The following is a 17240-nucleotide window of genomic DNA, read 5'->3' as shown; positions in this document are numbered from 1 at the left end:
AGCACGCGCCTCAGCGGCGGAAGCGCAGGTCCAGCCCGGCGGCCTTCCAGGCGGCCTCGATGGCCGTCATGTCCACGTAGCCGGTGGGATTGGCCTTGCGCGGCTGACGATCCAGGAAAGGCGCCCGGTCACGCCGCCAGATGGCCAGGAGGCGGCTCATCTCCGCCAGAGGCTCCGGATGGTCGTCCACGCGGATGTCGAGGTCCGGGAAGTCCTCGGTGGTGATCAGGCGCATGGCGGCGGATTGGCGGCCGCGGCGGTCGCCGCCGGCGGCCTCCCCGGCCTCCAGTGCCAGCGCCAGGCGCTCCGGCAGCGACATGGCGCCGTTGATCGTGAAGGCGGCGACGGTGTCGTTCACGACGGCAGGACCGGCCAGCATGTTGCCGGCCACCGAGAAGCCCATGGCGGCGTGCTCGCCGGCCCATCCCACGCAATTCTCCCCGGTGAAGGCGGCACTGCGGCCGAACCGGTCCACGGCGTGGACCTGCCGGAGGTTTCGCCCCTCGTCCCCGGCCAGGGCTCCCTCGATGGCGGCGCCGGGGGAGAGACCGCGGGCCATGCCATCCAGCACGGCCGGGCCGAGGTAGCGGTTCGTGAAGGACTGGGTGGAGACGGCGCCCACGCCAGCCCGGACATGCGGGCAGGAGGCACCGACGGCGAAGTTGCAGGTGGTCACCGCCACGGCGAAGGCGCCGCTGGCGGGGTCATGGGCGACGATGGACCAGGTCATGGGCCAGTCAATCCTCCTGGCTTCGGTGCGCGGAGACTACACGGGTGGTGCGGGGCCGGCATCAGGGCATTCGGGCCAGCAGGATAAGCCATGCGGCGTGGCGGGGACCCGCGTCCTGGCCCGCTTCCTCCAGGAGGGCGGCGGCGGGCTCGGCGGGGTCCAGGCCGGGCGGCGGCGCTTCGGCCGTGGCCCGCCAGGTGTCCAGCGAGTGGCCCTCGAGATGGATGGGGACAAGGCCTGCGGCATGCGCCGCCCCGCGCAGCGCCGCGGCCGATGCGCCGCCCGGCGGGACGGCCCGGCCCAGCGCGACGGCGAGGCGGCGGCCGAGCGAGCCGGCGTTCTCCGCCACCACGATGGCGGTGCCGCCCGGGCGGAGCAGGCGCGCTGCCTCGGCGAAGGGGGCCGGTGCGGCGTCGGGCGGAAGAACCAGGGCGGCGTCGAAGCAGGCCTCCGGGAGGCCCGCTGCCCCGTCGGATACGGGCGTCGCCGGCGGGAGGGAGGCGGCGGCGAGATCCAGCGCCCCTCTGCCGAGCGCGGCGACCCGGCGCCCGGCGGCGTCGCCCAGCAGGGCGGCGACGCGGGCGGGCATGCCGCCCCAACCGGCCACGGCCTGCGGCGTCGGCCGCAAGGCGGGTGGCGGGGATGCGCCGGCCGAGGCGGGCTTGGCCTCTGGCCCGGCGGCGGGTGGCGCGGCGTCCGGTGGTCTCGCGCTGGGAAGGCGGGGTCGCTCGGCGGCGGGAAGGCCGGACCGGGGCGGCGGGGAGACTCGCGGGCGGGGCTCGTCCAGCGCCTGTTCTTCCTCCCGAGGGGGCATGGCCGGGCGCTCGCCAGCGGCCTGTTCCGCCAGGATGCGGACCGGGCCGGCGTTCCGCTGGTTGGTCAGGCCGAAGGTGGGCTGGCGGGCGAAGACAACGAAGGCGGCATTGGCGAAAACCGGCGTCGTTTCCGTCAGCAGCCGGCGAAGCAGTGCGATGGGGAAACCCTTGGCTTCCGGTACGCGCAGCACGGCCCAGTCCGGCAGGGCGGCGGGATCCGGCGGCGAAAGCTCGCCCAGCAGCGACGCGAGGGAATCGGGCGCCACCACCCGGAGCCCGGGCGGGATGCGCCCCTCCAGGAAGCGGGCGAGGCTGGCCCGGTCGGGGTCCGGGGCAGCGCCGATCTGCGGGTCTGACATGGCCGCAAGTTCGCGGGGTTGGGCAACGGGATCAAGCCGCGGTGCGGCGTGCCGGGCGGCGTGCGGCGGAAAACAGCGGGACTTTGGGGCGTTCCTGTCCGGGCGTGGCACCGTGGGCTCGGTTCGGCCTCTCTCCGCGGCTTTGGCGGCGGAAGCGGAACGCCGCCGACCGGTCCGAACCTTGGGGAATGATCCATGCCGATTGAGCCGATGCGAGGACCTGAAGCGGGGCCGGGGGAGGGATCGGCCTGTTCCGTGCATGGCGCCGTGCCTGTCAGCCTGGCGGAGACGCGGCTCTCGCCGCCGATCAGGATCGCCGGGCTGGAGGAGGATGAGGATCCGCGCGGCGAGTGGTGGGCATTGCTCCGGGCGGTCGCCATCGGCGTGGTCGCGATCATGCTCATCGGCTGGCTGATCTCGCGCTAGGCGGAGTGGCCGGGCGCGCTCATTCGGCTGGCATCGGGAACCCTTGGGGGCTATGCCTTCGCCATGCGCAGACGTGACGCCCTTTCCGGCCTGATGGCCGGGCTGCTTCCCGCCATTGGCCGCGCCGAAACCCCCACTGGATCCCCCGTCGGACTTCCCTTTTCCGGCGTGGCGGAGTCCGCGGAGGCACCGCCGGTTCAGCCGGCGGGGCCGGGGCCGCAGGGCTGGGATTCGGTGTTCCGGCTGGCGGCCAGGCTGCGCCGGCTCGGCCAGGAGGGGTTGGACCCGGTGGCCTATGGCATTCCGCCGGACAGCCTGGGCGCCTCGGACCCGGCAGCCTTCCATTCGGGCGTCTACCACGCGGCCAATGCCGCGATGGGCGACCTCGTGCTCGGGCGGCTGAGGCAGCCGGGCTGGCGCGGCGATATCCTGCGCGATCCGGTCGGTGCGGACTTCCCGCGCTGGCAGGCCGAGCTGGTGGGGGCAGCCGAGCCCGCGCGGGTGATCGAGCGCGCGGCCGACCTGCTGGAGGGAGCCGCCGTCCTCCGGGCGGAGCTGGCGCGGGCGAGCGGCGTGGTCAGCGCGGGGGGATGGCAGCCCATCCCGCCTGGAGCGCCGACGCTGGACCCGGGCATGGTGGACGTGGTGCGCATTCCCGTGCTTCGCGCACGGCTGCGCGCCGAGGACCCGGTGCTGGCCGCGGCGCGGGATGGCGGTGCCACCTATGACGCCGCGCTGGAGGCGGCGGTGCGCCGCTGGCAGGCGGCGAGCGGGCTGGAGGCCGATGGGCGCGTGGGCGCGATCAGCCAGGGGCTGCTGAACCGTCCGGCCACGGCGCGGGTCGCGCAGCTCCGCACGGCGCTGGACATGCGGCGCAACGCCGCGCGGCCGGGCGACGAGCGCCGGATCGAGGTGAACATCCCTGACTTCCTGCTTTCCGTGCAGGAAGGCGAGCGGGTGCTGCTGAAGATGAACGTGATCGTCGGCAAGCCGGCGCGGGCCACGCCACCCATGCGCGCCCGCTTGACCACCGTGCAGTTCAACCCGACCTGGGGCGTGCCGGAGCGCAACGCGCGCGAGGACCTGCTGCCCCGCTTCCGCCGCGACCCGGCGGGAATGACCGCGAAGGGCTTCCGCCTCTACTCCGTGGTGGGCGGCGAGCGCGTGCAGGTCGATCCCGCCAGCGTGGATTGGTCCGCCGTGCGGGCGGACCGCTTTCCCTACCTCATCCGACAGGACGCCGGCGACGGCAACGCGCTCGGACGGATCAAGTTCATCATGCCGAATTCAGACGACATCTACCTGCACGACACCCCGGACCGCAGCCTGTTCAACAGGCCGGACAGGGCCTTCTCCTCCGGCTGCATCCGGCTGGCGCAGCCGGATGCGTTGCTCAACGTCGTGCTGGAGGGAACGGGCTGGGACGCGGCGCGCGTCCAGCGCGTCTATGACAGCAAGCAGACACAGGGCGTGTCGCTGCGGCGCTCCCTGCCCGTCCGCCTGCACTACAGCACCGTGACGCTGGAGGCCGGGCGGGCGCGGGTGCGGCCGGACATCTATGGGCTGGACGCCGCCTATGCCCGGGAGATGGACCGGGTGGGCACGCGCGTGGCGTCGGCCGGGGGAGTGGTGCGGTGATCCGCGTTCTCTCGGGCGGCCGGCCGCATGAGCCGGGTTGCGACTGCTGCGCGGCCACCGGGCTGGGGCGGCGCTCGCTGCTCGGAGCGGGCCTCGGGTTGCTGGCCTGCGGCACCGTGCCGGGACAGGCGGAGGCGCAGGCGGTGCGAGGAACGCGGCGGTTGACGGTGCGGCGCGCCTACACCAGCGACTCCTTCTCGGGCGTTTATTTTGCCGATGGGCGCTACGTGACGGATGCGCTGAGTCGGCTGGACTGGGTGTTCCGCGACCTGTCGCGCGAGGAGGTCACGCCAATGGACCCGCGCCTGTTCGACGTGATGAACGCGGTGGCGGCGCGGATGGAGGCCACGGAGGCCTTCGAGGTGATCAGCGGCTACCGCGCGCCGGAAACCAATGCGGCGATCCGCCATCAGTCGTCGCGCGTTTCGACCGTTTCGTTGCACATGTCCGGCATGGCCGGGGACATGCGCCTGCCCGGGCGGGAATCCATGGGCATGGCGCGGCTTGCGGCCTCGATGGGGCTGGGCGGCGTGGGGCTCTACCGGCGGGACGGCTTCGTCCACCTGGATTGCGGGCAGTCCCGCCGCTGGTGAAGGAAGCGCCGCCGGGGTGAACCGGCGGCGTTCCGCGCTTCAGGAGTTGGCGCGCAGCGGGTGGGCCAGCAGCAGGCCCGCGCGGCGCATCGCCATGCCGACCGCGAGGGCCGGGCCCATGGCGGCATAGGCGGCGCCCGGCGGCGCGAGGCGGAGGAAGGCCGCAAGGGCCTCGCGCCGGGTGGCGCGCTGGGCGAGGCCCAGCCCCATCAGGAGCGCTCCCTCGGCCGGGGTGAGGCGTGGGCAGAGGCGGCATCCCATGGAACCCGGGCAGGCCAGGCCACGGAGGAGGGCGTCCAGCGCGGGGGCCGCGGATTCGACCCCCTCCGTGACCATGGGCAGGCGCAGTGCCGGCAGGGGCGCGCGGCCTTCGCGGGTTGCCTCCACCCAGGCGCGGCAAGCTTCCAGAAGAACGGCCTCGGCGGGCGGCAGGTCCTCGGGGGCGGCGCCGTTCCAGGGCCAGTGGGGAAGGCCGCGGGTGGTCATGGGTCTGGTCTCCGTGATGGGCGCTCCGGCACTCTGACGAAAATGATAATCGTTCGCAAGCGGGCGGTGGTCGAAGCACCCTTCGTGAAAAACTTGCGGCGCGAGGTGTGGAAGGGGCTTCCAAATGGGCTTGCTGCGGCGCAGCAAGGACGCCACGACCCCTGCGAAGGATCCCATGCCGTCCTGGCTCCCCCTGCTCCTCGGCTTTCTGACGGCGATCAACCCGATCTCCACCGACATGTACCTGCCGGCCTTTCCGACCATCGAGGCGCAGTTCCGCACGGGGCCGGGCAGCGCCCAGCTCACCCTGGCCACCTGGTTCATCGGGCTCGCGGTGGGGCAGGTGACGCAGGGAAGCCTGTCGGACCGCTTCGGGCGGCGCGGCCCGCTGATCGTGGGGACGGTGGTCTATACCTTCGCCTCCATCGGCTGCGCGCTGGCGCCCGACATGGGATGGCTCGCGGTGTTCCGCGGGCTTGCAGCCTTTGGCGCTTCGGCCAGCGCGGTGATTCCGCGGGCGGTGGTGCGTGACCTGGCGACGGGGCTGGAGGCGGCCCGGCTGATGTCGCGCCTCATCCTGGTGATGGGCGCGGCGCCGATCCTGGCGCCCTCGCTGGGCGGGCTGCTGCTGGGGGTGGCCGGGTGGCGCTCCATCTTCTGGATCATGGCGGGCTATGGCGCGCTGTCCTGTCTCCTGGTCTGGCGCCTCCTGCCGGACACGCTGCCGGTGGAGCGGCGGCTGCGCCAGGGCCTCTGGGGCCTGCTGCGGGGCTACGGGCGCGTGCTTTCGGAGCCGGTCTTCATGACCCACGCCTTGCTCGGGGCGGCCGTGATGTTCGTGGTGTTCGCCTATATCAGCGGGGCTCCCGCCATCTACATCGAGCATTTCGGCATCACGCCCGGGCAGTTCGCGGTGATCTTCGGCGCTTCGGCGGCGGGGTTTATCGGCGGTGCGCAGCTCAACCCCATGCTGGCAGCGCGTTTCCGGCCGGGGCGGGTGCTTACGGCGGCCTCCTCGGGCGTTTTTGCCGCCGCCCTGCTGCTGGCGGTGCTGGCCTGGACGGGATGGGGCGGGATCTGGGGCATCTTCCCGCCGATCGTGCTGATGCTGACCGCCAGCAGCCTGGTGCTGCCCAACTCGGCCGTCGGGGCGCTGGCGCGGCACGGGCAGCGCGCGGGCACGGCTTCCGCGCTGCTCGGCACCATCCAGTTCGCGGTGGCGGCGCTCGGCAGCACGGCGGTGGGCCTCTTCGCCGATGGCACGCCGCGACCGGTGACGGCGGTGATGCTGTTCGGGGCGCTGATGACCGTGGGGCTGAACCAGCTTCGCCGGCGCTATGGCTGAGGCAGGCATGAGAAGGCGGTTGTTGCGCCGGGGCCGCAACACAGCCAGATAACGCGGATGGACCAGACCACCCCCATCGAGGCCCTCCAGTCTGCGCCGGCGGATGCCGGCAGCGCCCAGGTGGCGCGCGAGGCCGCGCGGCGCCGGGCCTTCGCCATCATCGCCCACCCGGATGCCGGCAAGACGACGCTGACGGAGAAGCTGCTGCTGCGCGGCGGCGCCATCCAGCTGGCCGGGCAGGTCCGGGCCAAGGGCGACCGGCGGCGAACGCGCTCGGACTGGATGAAGATCGAGCAGGACCGCGGCATCTCGGTCGCGACCTCCGTGATGACCTTCGAGCGGGACGGGGTGGTGTTCAACCTGCTGGACACGCCGGGCCACGAGGACTTTTCGGAGGACACCTACCGGACGCTGACCGCCGTGGACGCGGCGGTGATGGTGATCGACGCGGCCAAGGGCATCGAGGCGCAGACGCGCAAGCTGTTCGAGGTGTGCCGCCTGCGCGACATCCCCATCATCACCTTCATCAACAAGATGGACCGCGAGAGCCGGGACGTCTTCGAGTTGCTGGACGAGATCGAGAAGACGCTGGCGCTGGACGTGACCCCGGCGGCCTGGCCGGTGGGGTCGGGGCGGGGGTTCCTGGGCACCTACGACATGCTGGAGCCGGCGCTTCACCTGCTGGCCGAGGGCTCGGGGCCGGTGAAGCTGTCCGGGCTGGACGATCCGCAGATCGACAGGCTGGTGCCGGCGGCCGAGGCGGAGGCGCTGCGCGAGGGCGCGGAGCTGGCAGGGGCCTTCCCGGCCTTCGACCTGGAGGCCTTCCGCCAGGGAACGATGACGCCGGTCTATTTCGGCTCGGCGCTGCGGGACTTCGGGATCGGGCACCTGCTGGAGGGGCTGGCGCGCTTCGCCCCCCATCCGGGCGCGCGGCCCGCCGACACGCGCCGGGTTCGGCCGGAGGAGCCGGCGCTGACGGGCTTCGTGTTCAAGATCCAGGCGAACATGGACCCCAACCACCGGGACCGCGTGGCCTTCCTCCGCATCTGCTCCGGGCGGCTGGAGAAGGGCATGCGGCTGCGGCAGACCCGCACGGGGAAGCAGGTGCCGGTGAACGCGCCGCTGTTCTTCTTCGCCCAGGACCGGCAGGTGGCCCAGGAGGCCTGGCCGGGGGACGTGGTGGGGATCGCCAACCACGGCATCCTCCGCATCGGCGACACGCTGACCGAGGGGGAGGCGCTGAACTTCCGGGGCGTGCCGAGCTTCGCCCCCGAGATCCTGCGCCGCGTGATGATCGAGGACGCAATGGTCGGCAAGAAGCTGCGCACCGCGCTGGAGCAGCTGGCCGAGGAGGGGGTGGTGCAGTTGTTCCGCCCGCTGGACGGCACGCCGCCGGTGGTGGGCGTGGTGGGCGCGCTGCAGCTCGACGTGCTGGCGGAGCGGCTGAAGGCGGAATACTCGGTGCCCAGCCGCTACGAGAGCACGCCCTGGGGGATGATGCGCTGGGTGGTGTCCGAGGATAAGGCGGCGATGGACGGATTCCGGCAATCCGCGCCGCACGACACGGCAGAGGACCATGACGGGGCGCTGGTGGCCTTCTTCACCAGCGACTGGCGGCGGAACCGGGCCGAGGAGGAATGGCCAACGCTGAAGTTCCTGAAGCTGCGCGAGCAGCACGCGGCGGCGTGAAGGCGCCGTCCGCCCGCGGTGGCGCGAATGCGCCGTCCGCCCGCGGTGGTGCGAATGCGCCGTCCGCCCGCGGTGGCGCGGACGCTCCGTCCGCCCGCGGCGGCTTGAAGCTTTTCGTCGACCTTGACGGCGTGCTGGCGGATTTCGACCGTGGCGTGGTGGCCGTGACCGGTCGCCGGCCGGAGGACCTGCCGCTGAAGACCATGTGGGCGGCGCTGTCCCGCGCGCCCGCCTTCTTCGACACGCTGGAGTTCATGCACGATGCGGAGGCGCTCTGGCGCTTCTGCGAGCCCCACCATCCGACCATCCTGACGGGGCTGCCGCTGGGCCAGTGGGCGCCGGCGCAGAAGGCGCGCTGGGTGGCGCGGATGCTGGGGGCGCATGTGCCGGTCATCACCTGCATGAGCCGGGAGAAGCCGCGCTGGTCGGGGCCGGGGCATGTGCTGCTGGATGACCGCGCCTCGGCCCGGGAGGGATGGGAGGCCAAGGGCGGCATCTTCGTGCACCATGTCTCCGCGGAGCGGTCCACCGCCGCGTTGCGCGAGCTGGGCTTCATCGGGGAGGCGCCGCGCGGGATCTGATCCCGGCCGTTGCTCCTGCTACCGCCCGGGGCCGAAAACGGCCGGCCGGAGGCGGATGGGGCGGGGAGGGGCCAGGGGCATCCAGCCATGCTCGCGGATGACGTCGTTGCTTTCCACGGGCTTGCGGCCAAGTCCGAGCGACCAGGTGATGTGGTACGTGGAGCCGCCCGGCCGGTTCGTGGTGCCGCCGATCTCCACCACCAGCGCCTGGACGCCCCGGCCGTCATCGGCTGTGCCGACCACCCGGCCTGTTGTTTCCGCGGGCAGGGGGTGGTCCTTGCGCAGGCCGGGCCGGAGGGTGACGTGGTGCGCCACGACCCGGGGGTAGCGGGGCGCGACCACGGCGAGCAGGGCCGCGCGCTCCTCCTCCGGCAGGAGCCATCCGAGAATGAGTTGCGGCATCCGGTTCTCCTGGCTGGGTCACTCCGGGGCGGCGCCGTCAGCCTCCCTCGGCCAGGGCCGCCTGCACGGCGGAGCGGAACTCCCGCCGGTGGAGTTCCGAAACCACCCAGAGCGAGGCCAGCATGAAGGCGACCGGGTGGACCATCCAGGCGAGCACGGCCAGTCCGAAGTAATAGGCGCGCAGGCCCGTGTTGAAGTGGCGGGCGGCGCGGTTCACCACCTGGGCCGCGACCTCGGCGGCCGGGCGCGCGGCTTCGGTCCGGCCGAGGCCGCCGAGCAGGATGGAGCCGTAGTTGAACTGGCGGAGCGCCCAGGTCAGCTCAAAGAAGGCGCGGACGAAGATGAGCAGGATGAGGAGGATGCGCGCCTCCCAGCCGCCGTCGGTCAGCGCGCCCTCGGCGAAAGGCATGGCGCCGAGCACGCGCCGCCCGGTCTCGGGCGAGGCGAGGAGGGCCATGGCGCCGCCGATGATGAAGATGCAGGTGTTGGCGAGGAAGGAGGTGGAGGACATGAGGTTGCCGACGATGGCGACGTCGGCGATCCGGTTGTCCTTGGGAATGGCGGCGGCGAGCCAGCGGCGGCGGTGCTCGTCCATGGCGTGGATGACGCTGCGGCGGCGGATGGAGGGGACGCGGTCCACGAGCGTCGCGTAGCCGACCCAGCAGAGGACGAAGACCAGGAGGGCCAGCAGGTCGAGGGTGGTCAGGAAGCCGGGCATGGTCATCTTCCTCGGGTGGCTTCCAAGACCGGGGCCATGAACGGAAAGGGGGCGGGCCCTTGCGGCGCCCGCCCCCTCCGGATCGCGCGGCGCGCTGGGTTCAGCCGCGGGCCTTCTGCAGGTTCTCGTCCAGCTTGGCGAGGAAGGCCTGGGTGTTGAGCCAGGGCTGGTCCTTGCCGATCAGAATGGCGAGGTCCTTGGTCATGTGGCCGGCCTCGACCGTCTCGACGCAGACGCGCTCGAGGGCATCGGCGAACTCGACCACGTCGGGCGTGTTGTCGAACTTGCCGCGATAGGCCAGGCCGCGCGTCCAGGCGAAGATGGAGGCGATCGGGTTGGTGCTCGTCTCCCGGCCCTTCTGGTGCTCGCGGTAGTGGCGCGTGACGGTGCCGTGGGCGGCTTCCGACTCGACGGTGTTGCCGTCGGGGGAGAGCAGCACGGAGGTCATCAGCCCCAGCGAGCCGAAGCCCTGGGCCACGATGTCGGACTGCACGTCGCCGTCGTAGTTCTTGCAGGCCCAGATGTAGCCGCCCTCCCACTTCAGCGCGGAGGCGACCATGTCGTCGATCAGGCGGTCCTCGTAGGTCAGGCCACGCTTCTCGAACTCCGCCTTGAAGTCGGCGTCGTAGATGGCGCGGAAGATGTCCTTGAACTGGCCGTCATAGGCCTTGAGGATCGTGTTCTTGTGGCTGAAGTAGACCGAGAAGTTGCGGGCCAGGCCGTAGTTGAAGGAGGCGCGGGCGAAGCCCTCGATCGAGGCGTTCAGGTTGTGCTGGCCCATGAAGACGCCGGGCGCCTTGAAGGGGAAGTCGCCGATCTCGACGGGGGCGCCGCCGCCCTCGGGCGTGTAGGTCATGCTGACCTTGCCGGCGCCGGGGATCTTCATCTCCACCGCGCGGTAGATGTCGCCATAGGCGTGGCGGCCGACGACGATCGGCTTGGACCAGTGCGGCACCAAGCGGGGCACGTTCTGGCAGATGATGGGCTCGCGGAAGATCGTGCCGTCGAGGATGTTGCGGATGGTCCCGTTCGGGGAGCGCCACATCTTCTTGAGGTTGAACTCCTTCACCCGCGCCTCGTCCGGGGTGATCGTCGCGCACTTCACGCCCACGCCGTACTGCTTGGTGGCGTTGGCGGCGTCGACCGTCACCTGGTCGTCGGTCTGGTCGCGGTATTCGATGCCGAGGTCGTAGTACTTCAGGTCGACGTCGAGGTACGGAAGGATCAGCTTCTCCTTGATGAAGCCCCAGATGATCCGCGTCATCTCATCCCCGTCCATCTCCACGACGGGGGTCTTCACCTTGATCTTGGCCATTCCGGTCCTCGCAGGCTCACTGGGCGGGCACGTGCCCGCAGGGAAAAGGGTGTTCGGGCAGGGCCCGCTCGTAGAGGGGGCCGGGAGGGGGCCCCCGGCGGCGGCCGGACATTCGCACCGGGCCGCCGCACGGGCAAGGCGGCCCGGTGCGCTTCCTATTCTGCCCGGCCCGCGTTCTTTCCCGGATGGAGCGCGGCCAGCAAGGAGAGACCGGCATGGAGAGCGTGCGCGAATGCCCGCATTGCGGGGAGCCGACCGTGCCGAACCGCCTGGGCGACGGGCAGGTGGTCTGCTCCTGCGCGGCGGAGCGGGAGTTGCCCTCCGGGCCGGTCGCGGTTCCTCAGTCCGGCAGGATGGCGGTGGCCTCGATCTCCAGCCGCGCATCCGGCTCGGCCAGCGCGGAGATGCCGAGCAGCGCCATGGCCGGGAAGTTGCGGCCCATCACGGAGCGGTAGGCGCGGCCCAGCTCGGGCAGGCAGGCGCGGTACTCGGCCATGTCCACCACGAACCAGGTGAGGCGGCCGATGTGCTCGGGGCCGGCGCCGGCCTCGGCCAGCACCGCCAGGATGTTGCGCAACGCCTGCTCGGCCTGGGCGACGAACCCTTCGGCGAAGCGGCCCTGCTCGTCCCAGCCGATCTGGCCACCCACCAGCACCACGCGGCCGCGCCCGGCGATCCCGTTGGAGTAGCCGCGCGGGGCGGGCCAGCCGGGCGGCTGGAGGATGTCGAGCTTGCCGCTCATGGGGTGTTCTCCTGGCCCGGGCCGCATTCCGCCTGATAGCGCAGAAGGGCCGCGCGAAGGTCGGGCGGCACCGGCACGCTGGTGCGGCTGGCAAGGTCGGTGGTGGCGGTGACGAGGTCCAGGCGGGCCAACTCCTCCTCGCCGCGGTGGATGTGGAGGTCGAGCGCGTAGGAGGCGCCGCCGATGCGCCGGATCAGGGGGGTCAGCGCCACCTCGTCCCCCATGGCGCCCGGGCGCATGAAGGTGGCGGCGGCGTGGACAAAGCCGGTGCCGATGCCGCGCGTGCCGTGGAGGTGGTGGAAGTCGATCCCGAGGCGCTCGCGGAAGAGGTCCTCGATGGCGGCATTGGCCATGACGAACCAGTTGGGGAAGAAGACGATCCCGGCCGGGTCGCAGTCGCCGAAGCGCACCCGCAGCGCCGCTCGGAAGGCGGCGGAAGGCAGGGCGGAGGCCGGAACGGGGGTGGGGCGCGTCAAGCGCTGGCCATCTTGCGGAGAGCGAAGCGCTGGAGCTTGCCCGATTCGGTGCGCGGCATGGCGTCCAGGAACTCGATGACGCGGGGTGCCTTGTAGGGAGCGATCTCCGCGCGGACGTGCTCCTGGAGCGCTCTCACCATGTCCTCGTTGCCGAAGTATTCGGGCTTCAGCGCCACATAGGCCTTCACCACGGTTCCGCCCTTGCCGTCGGGGGCGGCGACGACGCCGCATTCGCGGACGGCGGGGTGGGTGAGCAGCGCGCCCTCCACCTCGGGGCCGGCGATGTTGTAGCCCGCGGCCACGATCATGTCGTCGCCGCGGCCCTGGTAGCGGAAGTAGCCGTCCTCGTCCTGGATGTAGACATCGCCGGGGATGTTCCAGCCATGGCGGACGTAGTCGGCCTGGCGGGGATCGGCGAGGTAGCGGCAGCCGATGGGGCCGCGGATGGCGAGCCAGCCGGGGGTGCCGCGGGGCACCTCCTTCCCGTCGCGGTCGATCACGCGGGCCTGGTAGCCGGGGACGGGGATGCCCGTGCAGCCCGGCCGCAGCGTTTCCTCCGGCGCCGCGATGAAGATGTGCAGCATCTCCGTGCCGCCGATCCCATCCATCAGCCGCAGGCCCGTCGCGGCCTCCCAGGCGTCGAAGATGGCGCGGGGCAGGGTTTCCCCGGCGGAGACGCATTTGCGGAGGGAGGAGATGTCGAAGCCCGGCACCTTGCCGGCCATGACGCGGTAGGCGGTGGGGGCGGTGAAGCAGATGGTGGCGCGGTGCTTCTCGATGGCCGGGAGAAGCTCGTCCGGGCCCGCGCGCTCCAGCAGGATGCCAGTCGCGCCGATGCGGAAGGGAAACAGGACGAGGCCGCCCAGGCCGAAGGTGAAGGCGAGCGGGGCGGAGCCGATGAAGCGGTCCTCGGGCGTGGGGCGGAGGACGTGGCGGGAATAGCCGTCGCAGATGGCCAGCATGTCCCGGTGGAAATGCATGGTGCCCTTGGGGAGGCCCGTGGTTCCGGAGGTGAAGCCGATGAGGCAGACGTCGTCGGCGGCGGTGTCGCAGGCGGCGAAGCCGGGGGGCTGGGCGGCGCAGCGGGATTCGAGATCGCCATTGCCCCAGAAGGCGACGTGTTGCAGGAGCGGCGCCTCGGCGGCCGCCTTATCCATCTCGTCCCTCAGCCTCACGTCGCAGAGGGCGTGGGTGATCCGCGCCTTCTCCAGCATCTGCCCGAGTTCCCTGGCGCGGAGCAGGGGCATGGTGGCGACCACCACGCCGCCGGCCTTGAGCACGGCGAGGTAGGTGGCGGTCATCCAGGCGTTGTTGGCGCTGCGGAGCATCACGCGGTTGCCCGGGATCATGCCGAGGTCGCGGGTGAGCACGTTGCAGATCCGGTCCACCCGGTCCTGCAGTTCGCGATAGGAGAGGGTTTCGTCGGGGGTGATGATGGCGGGGTGGTCGCCGCGGCCGCGCTCGACGTTGCGGTCCAGGAGCTCGACGGCGCAGTTCAGGCGCTGGGGGTAGCGGTAGTCCGGCAGGTCGAAGAGGAGTTCGGGCCACTCCTCGCGCGGGGGAAGGCTGTCGCGCGGGAAGGTGTCGATGTGCCCGCTGGGCGCGAGGTCGGGCGTAGCACCGGACCAGTCGTCCTGGGGAAGATTGGTGTCCATCATGCCGCTCCCTTCGCGCGGTCCCTTTCGGCACGCGCGATGATGATCCGCTGGACCTCGCTGGCGCCCTCGTAGACGCGCAGCGCGCGAACCTCCCGGTAGAGTTTTTCGGCCGGGTGGTCGCGAACGACGCCGTGCCCCCCGTGGATCTGGACGCAGCGGTCGGCGACGCGCTGGGCGGATTCGGTGGCGTGCAGCTTGGCCATGGAAGCCTCGCGCGAGACGCGGGGGGTGCCGGAATCCTTCAGCCAGGCGGCGCGATAGACAAGGAGCGCGGAGGTTTCGACGTCCACCGCGCTCTCGGCGATGGCGGCCTGGGTCATCTGCTGGTCGAACAGGGGGCCGCCGAAGAGGCTGCGGTTGGAGGCGCGGGCGACGGTGAGGTCCAGTGCGTGGCGGGCGAAGCCAAGGGCGGCGGCGCCGACGGTGGCGCGAAAAACGTCCAGGGTCGCCATGGCGACCTTGAAGCCGTCGCCCGGCTGGCCGAGGCGGTGGGTGTCGGGCACGCGCATGCCGTCGAAGCGGAGCGTGGCGAGGGGATGGGGGGCGGAGACCTCGATGCGCTCGACGATCGAGAGACCGGGCGTGTCGGCGGGGACAAGGAAGGCGGTGAGGCCGCGGGCGCCGGGGGCCTCCCCGGTGCGGGCGAAGACCACGTAGGTGCCGGCGATGCCGCCGTTGCTGATCCAGGTCTTGGAGCCGTCGATCCGCCAGTGGGCGTTGCCGTCGCGCGTGGCGGTGGTGGCCAGCGCCGCCACGTCGGAGCCGGCCTCCGGCTCGCTGAGGGCGAAGGCGGCCAGGGCGGCTCCGGCGCGGGCGGCCGGCAGCGTGTCGCGCTTCAGCGCGGGGTCGCCGAAAAGGGTGACGGAACCGGTGCCGAGGCCGGCCATGGCGAAGGCGAAGTCCGCCAGGCCGGAGTGGCGGGCCAGGGTTTCGCGGGCGATGCAGAGGGCGCGGACATCGAGGCGGCCATCCTCGGGCACGGCGACGCGGAGAAGCCCGGCCTCGCCCATGGCGCGGGTGAGGTTCCGCACGGCGGTGTCGGTGTCGCCCGCGGAGAGGCGTTCGGCATGGGCGCCCGCCCAGGCCTCGACCTCCTCCGCCCAGGCGCGGTGGCTGGGCTCCAGGAACGGCCAGAGGAGGAAGTCGCGGTCGGCCATCAGTTGCCCTCGAAAACCGGGCGCTGCTTCGCCACGAAGGCGTCATAGGCGCGGCGGAAGTCCCTGGTGGTCATGCAGAGCGCCTGGGCGACGGCCTCGGCCTCGATCGCCTGCTCGACGGACATGGACCATTCCATGGCCAGCATCCGCTTGGTCATGGCGTTGGCGAAGCCGGGGCCTTCCGTCACCTGCCTGGCGAGGTTGGCGGCGGCTTCCGCCAGCAGTTCGGGCTCCATGGCGCGGGAGAAGAAGCCCCAGTCCAGCCCTTCCTGCGCGGACATGGAACGGCCGGTGTAGAGCAGCTCGGAGGCGCGGCCCTGGCCGATGATGCGGGGCAGGATCGCGCAGGCGCCCATGTCGCAGCCGGCAAGGCCGACGCGGTTGAACAGGAAGGCGACCTTGGCGCGGGGCGTGGCGAGCCGCATGTCGGACGCCATGGCCATGATGGCACCCGCGCCGGCCGCGATGCCGTCCACCGCCGCGACGATCGGCTGCGGGCAGGCGCGCATGGCCTTCACCAGGTCGCCGGTCATGGCGGTGAACTGCATGAGGCCCCTGGTGTCGCGGTCCAGCAGGGGGCCGATGATCTCGTGCACGTCCCCGCCCGAGCAGAAGTTGCCGCCGGCGCCGGAAAGGACGAAGGCGCCGACCGTCTCGTCCTGTATGGCGGCGCGGAAGATCGCGACGAGTTCGGCATAGGAGTCGAAGGTCAGCGGGTTCTTGCGCTCGGGGCGGTCGAGCAGGATGGAGGCGACGCGGCCCTCCACCGTGAGGCGCACATGCTGCGCGTCGAAATGCCTCAGGCTCATGGCATGCCTTCCGAGATGGCGGCGCGGACGCCGCGGCGCGTGCGGTCGAGCAGGCGCAGCAGCGCCGCGCGGTCGTTCGGGGAAAGGGCGCCGAGGAGTTCGGCGACCCATTCCTCGTGCGCGGCGGACTGGCGGGCGAATTCGCGGCGGCCCTGGGGCGTCAGGCGCAGGGTGACGGCGCGGCGATCCTCGCGAACGGCGCGGCGCTCGATCAGGCCCTCCTCCTCCAGCCGTGAAGCGAGGCCGGTGACGTTGCCGCCCGTGACCATCATGCGGCGGCTGATGTCGCCGGGAGTCAGGCCATCCGGCGCCCGTTCCAGCTGCGCCAGGAAGTCGAAGCGGGGGAGGGTGGTGTCGAAGCGGAGGCGGAGCCGCCGGCGCACCTCGCCCTCGATCAGCCGGGCGCAGGAAAGCATGCGCAGCCAGAGGCGGAGGTCGTCCTTGTGGCCGGCGGGGGCGTGGTCCAGCGCCGTCTCGGCGTCCACATGGGTGTCGGGGGTCATGGGACCTCGCCCCCGTCCACCGCGATGGCGCGGCCGTTGACGGCGCTTGCGGCGTCCGAGCAGAGGAAGGCGACGGTGGCGGCCACTTCCTCCGGCCGGACCAGGCGGGCCTGGGGGTTGTGGCGGGCGAGTTCGGCGCGGGCGTCGGCCTCGCTGCGGCCGGTTTTCGCGACGATCCGGGCGACGCTCTCCGACACGATGTCGGTGTCGGTGAAGCCGGGGCAGACGGCGTTCACGGTGATGCCCCTGGTGGCCACCTCCAGCGCCAGGGCGCGGGTCAGGCCCAGAAGGCCGTGCTTGGCGGCCGCGTAGGCCGTGACATAGGGGTAGCCGCGCAGCGCGGCGGTGGAGGCGACGTTGACCACCCGGCCCCAGCCGGCGTCCAGCATGGCGGGAAGGGCGGCGCGGGTGGAGGCGGCGGCGCCGAGGAGGTTCACGCGCAGCATCCGCTCCCACAAGGCGTCGTCGGTGCGGAGGAAGGGAGCGCTCTCGGCGGCGCCGGCGGCGTTGACGAGGATGGCGGGGGTGCCGGCGCGGGAAAGGGCGGCGGCGAAGGCGCCGGGCTCGGTGACGTCCGCCAGCTCGAAGCCGGCGGCGTGGCCCGCCTCCACGGCGGCGCGGAGCGGGGCCTCGCGGCGCCCGGTGACGGTCACGCCGGCACCGGCGCGGGTGAGGGCGGCCGCGACCGCCAGGCCGATGCCTGTGCCGCCGCCCGTCACGATCGCATGGCGCCCGGTGATGCCGTTCATGATCCTTGAAGCCTAAAGGAATTCGGCGGCCTGCCGCAAGCGCCCGTTG

The 17240-nt window shown here is 72.2% G+C and carries 19 protein-coding genes; 6 read left to right on the top strand and 13 right to left on the bottom strand.

Annotation, left to right across the window (positions count from 1 at the left end; all coding sequences use genetic code 11):
- Window positions 1-10 precede the first annotated feature (10 nt).
- Window positions 11-730 (bottom strand): DUF1028 domain-containing protein, encoded by a 720-nt coding sequence (locus tag ACFFIC_RS24845; RefSeq protein WP_377055432.1) that lies wholly within the window; start codon window positions 728-730, stop codon window positions 11-13.
- A gap of 61 nt (window positions 731-791) precedes the next feature.
- Entirely contained in the window at window positions 792-1904 is a 1113-nt protein-coding gene (locus ACFFIC_RS24840; RefSeq protein ID WP_377055430.1) for a hypothetical protein, read from the bottom strand.
- A 195-nt stretch (window positions 1905-2099) separates the two neighbouring features.
- Between ACFFIC_RS24840 and ACFFIC_RS24835 the strand changes: the two genes are divergently transcribed.
- From ACFFIC_RS24835 to ACFFIC_RS24825, 3 genes are all read left to right on the top strand, one after another.
- Window positions 2100-2330, top strand: coding sequence for a hypothetical protein (locus ACFFIC_RS24835; protein ID WP_377055428.1), 231 nt, complete (start codon window positions 2100-2102; stop codon window positions 2328-2330).
- Window positions 2331-2393: 63 nt separating this feature from the next.
- A complete protein-coding gene (locus ACFFIC_RS24830) occupies window positions 2394-3968 on the top strand; it encodes a L,D-transpeptidase family protein (protein WP_377055426.1) in 1575 nt (524 codons plus the stop codon).
- Entirely contained in the window at window positions 3965-4561 is a 597-nt protein-coding gene (locus tag ACFFIC_RS24825; RefSeq protein WP_377055424.1) for a YcbK family protein, read from the top strand. The genes ACFFIC_RS24830 and ACFFIC_RS24825 overlap by 4 nt, the downstream gene beginning before the upstream one ends.
- 39 nt (window positions 4562-4600) lie before the next feature.
- On the opposite strand, the gene ACFFIC_RS24820 is transcribed toward ACFFIC_RS24825, so the two are convergent.
- Window positions 4601-5047 (bottom strand): hypothetical protein, encoded by a 447-nt coding sequence (locus ACFFIC_RS24820; protein ID WP_377055422.1) that lies wholly within the window; start codon window positions 5045-5047, stop codon window positions 4601-4603.
- A gap of 175 nt (window positions 5048-5222) precedes the next feature.
- On the opposite strand from ACFFIC_RS24820, the gene ACFFIC_RS24815 reads away from it, so the two are divergent.
- The 3 genes from ACFFIC_RS24815 to ACFFIC_RS24805 all read left to right on the top strand — a co-directional run bounded on the left by ACFFIC_RS24815 (window position 5223) and on the right by ACFFIC_RS24805 (window position 8662).
- Window positions 5223-6392, top strand: coding sequence for a multidrug effflux MFS transporter (locus ACFFIC_RS24815; RefSeq protein ID WP_377055420.1), 1170 nt, complete (start codon window positions 5223-5225; stop codon window positions 6390-6392).
- Between the two features lie 57 nt (window positions 6393-6449).
- Window positions 6450-8081 (top strand): peptide chain release factor 3, encoded by a 1632-nt coding sequence (locus ACFFIC_RS24810; RefSeq protein ID WP_377055418.1) that lies wholly within the window; start codon window positions 6450-6452, stop codon window positions 8079-8081.
- A 104-nt stretch (window positions 8082-8185) separates the two neighbouring features.
- Window positions 8186-8662 carry a hypothetical protein gene (locus ACFFIC_RS24805; RefSeq protein WP_377055416.1) on the top strand — a complete coding sequence of 159 codons (477 nt, stop codon included), beginning with the start codon at window positions 8186-8188 and terminating at the stop codon, window positions 8660-8662.
- An 18-nt stretch (window positions 8663-8680) separates the two neighbouring features.
- Here ACFFIC_RS24805 and ACFFIC_RS24800 read toward each other — a convergent pair whose 3' ends face one another.
- The 10 genes from ACFFIC_RS24800 to ACFFIC_RS24755 form a co-directional block, all read right to left on the bottom strand.
- On the bottom strand, window positions 8681-9064 hold the full coding sequence (locus ACFFIC_RS24800) for a hypothetical protein (RefSeq protein WP_377055414.1): 384 nt from the start codon (window positions 9062-9064) through the stop codon (window positions 8681-8683).
- 37 nt (window positions 9065-9101) lie between these two features.
- Entirely contained in the window at window positions 9102-9782 is a 681-nt protein-coding gene (locus tag ACFFIC_RS24795) for a DUF599 domain-containing protein (RefSeq protein ID WP_377055412.1), read from the bottom strand.
- Window positions 9783-9882: 100 nt separating this feature from the next.
- Entirely contained in the window at window positions 9883-11097 is a 1215-nt protein-coding gene (locus ACFFIC_RS24790) for an NADP-dependent isocitrate dehydrogenase (protein ID WP_377055410.1), read from the bottom strand.
- A 340-nt stretch (window positions 11098-11437) separates the two neighbouring features.
- Window positions 11438-11839, bottom strand: coding sequence for a RidA family protein (locus ACFFIC_RS24785; protein ID WP_377055408.1), 402 nt, complete (start codon window positions 11837-11839; stop codon window positions 11438-11440).
- Window positions 11836-12315: an acyl-CoA thioesterase gene (locus tag ACFFIC_RS24780; RefSeq protein ID WP_377055406.1), complete on the bottom strand. Its 480-nt coding sequence runs from the start codon at window positions 12313-12315 to the stop codon at window positions 11836-11838. Before ACFFIC_RS24780 ends, ACFFIC_RS24785 begins: the two co-directional genes overlap by 4 nt.
- Window positions 12312-13973, bottom strand: a complete 1662-nt coding sequence (locus tag ACFFIC_RS24775) for an AMP-binding protein (RefSeq protein ID WP_377055404.1) — start codon at window positions 13971-13973, stop codon at window positions 12312-12314. Before ACFFIC_RS24775 ends, ACFFIC_RS24780 begins: the two co-directional genes overlap by 4 nt.
- Entirely contained in the window at window positions 13970-15130 is a 1161-nt protein-coding gene (locus ACFFIC_RS24770) for an acyl-CoA dehydrogenase family protein (protein ID WP_377055402.1), read from the bottom strand. Before ACFFIC_RS24770 ends, ACFFIC_RS24775 begins: the two co-directional genes overlap by 4 nt.
- Window positions 15130-15939 (bottom strand): enoyl-CoA hydratase family protein, encoded by an 810-nt coding sequence (locus ACFFIC_RS24765; RefSeq protein ID WP_377055400.1) that lies wholly within the window; start codon window positions 15937-15939, stop codon window positions 15130-15132. Before ACFFIC_RS24765 ends, ACFFIC_RS24770 begins: the two co-directional genes overlap by 1 nt.
- Window positions 15936-16442, bottom strand: coding sequence for a MarR family winged helix-turn-helix transcriptional regulator (locus tag ACFFIC_RS24760; RefSeq protein WP_377055398.1), 507 nt, complete (start codon window positions 16440-16442; stop codon window positions 15936-15938). Before ACFFIC_RS24760 ends, ACFFIC_RS24765 begins: the two co-directional genes overlap by 4 nt.
- Window positions 16439-17191: an SDR family NAD(P)-dependent oxidoreductase gene (locus ACFFIC_RS24755; protein WP_377055396.1), complete on the bottom strand. Its 753-nt coding sequence runs from the start codon at window positions 17189-17191 to the stop codon at window positions 16439-16441. Before ACFFIC_RS24755 ends, ACFFIC_RS24760 begins: the two co-directional genes overlap by 4 nt.
- Window positions 17192-17240 lie beyond the last annotated feature (49 nt).

Source organism: Muricoccus vinaceus (assembly GCF_042433125.1).
In the GTDB taxonomy this organism is placed as follows: domain Bacteria; phylum Pseudomonadota; class Alphaproteobacteria; order Acetobacterales; family Acetobacteraceae; genus Roseomonas; species Roseomonas vinacea.
This window is presented reverse-complemented; position numbering and strand designations above follow the sequence as displayed.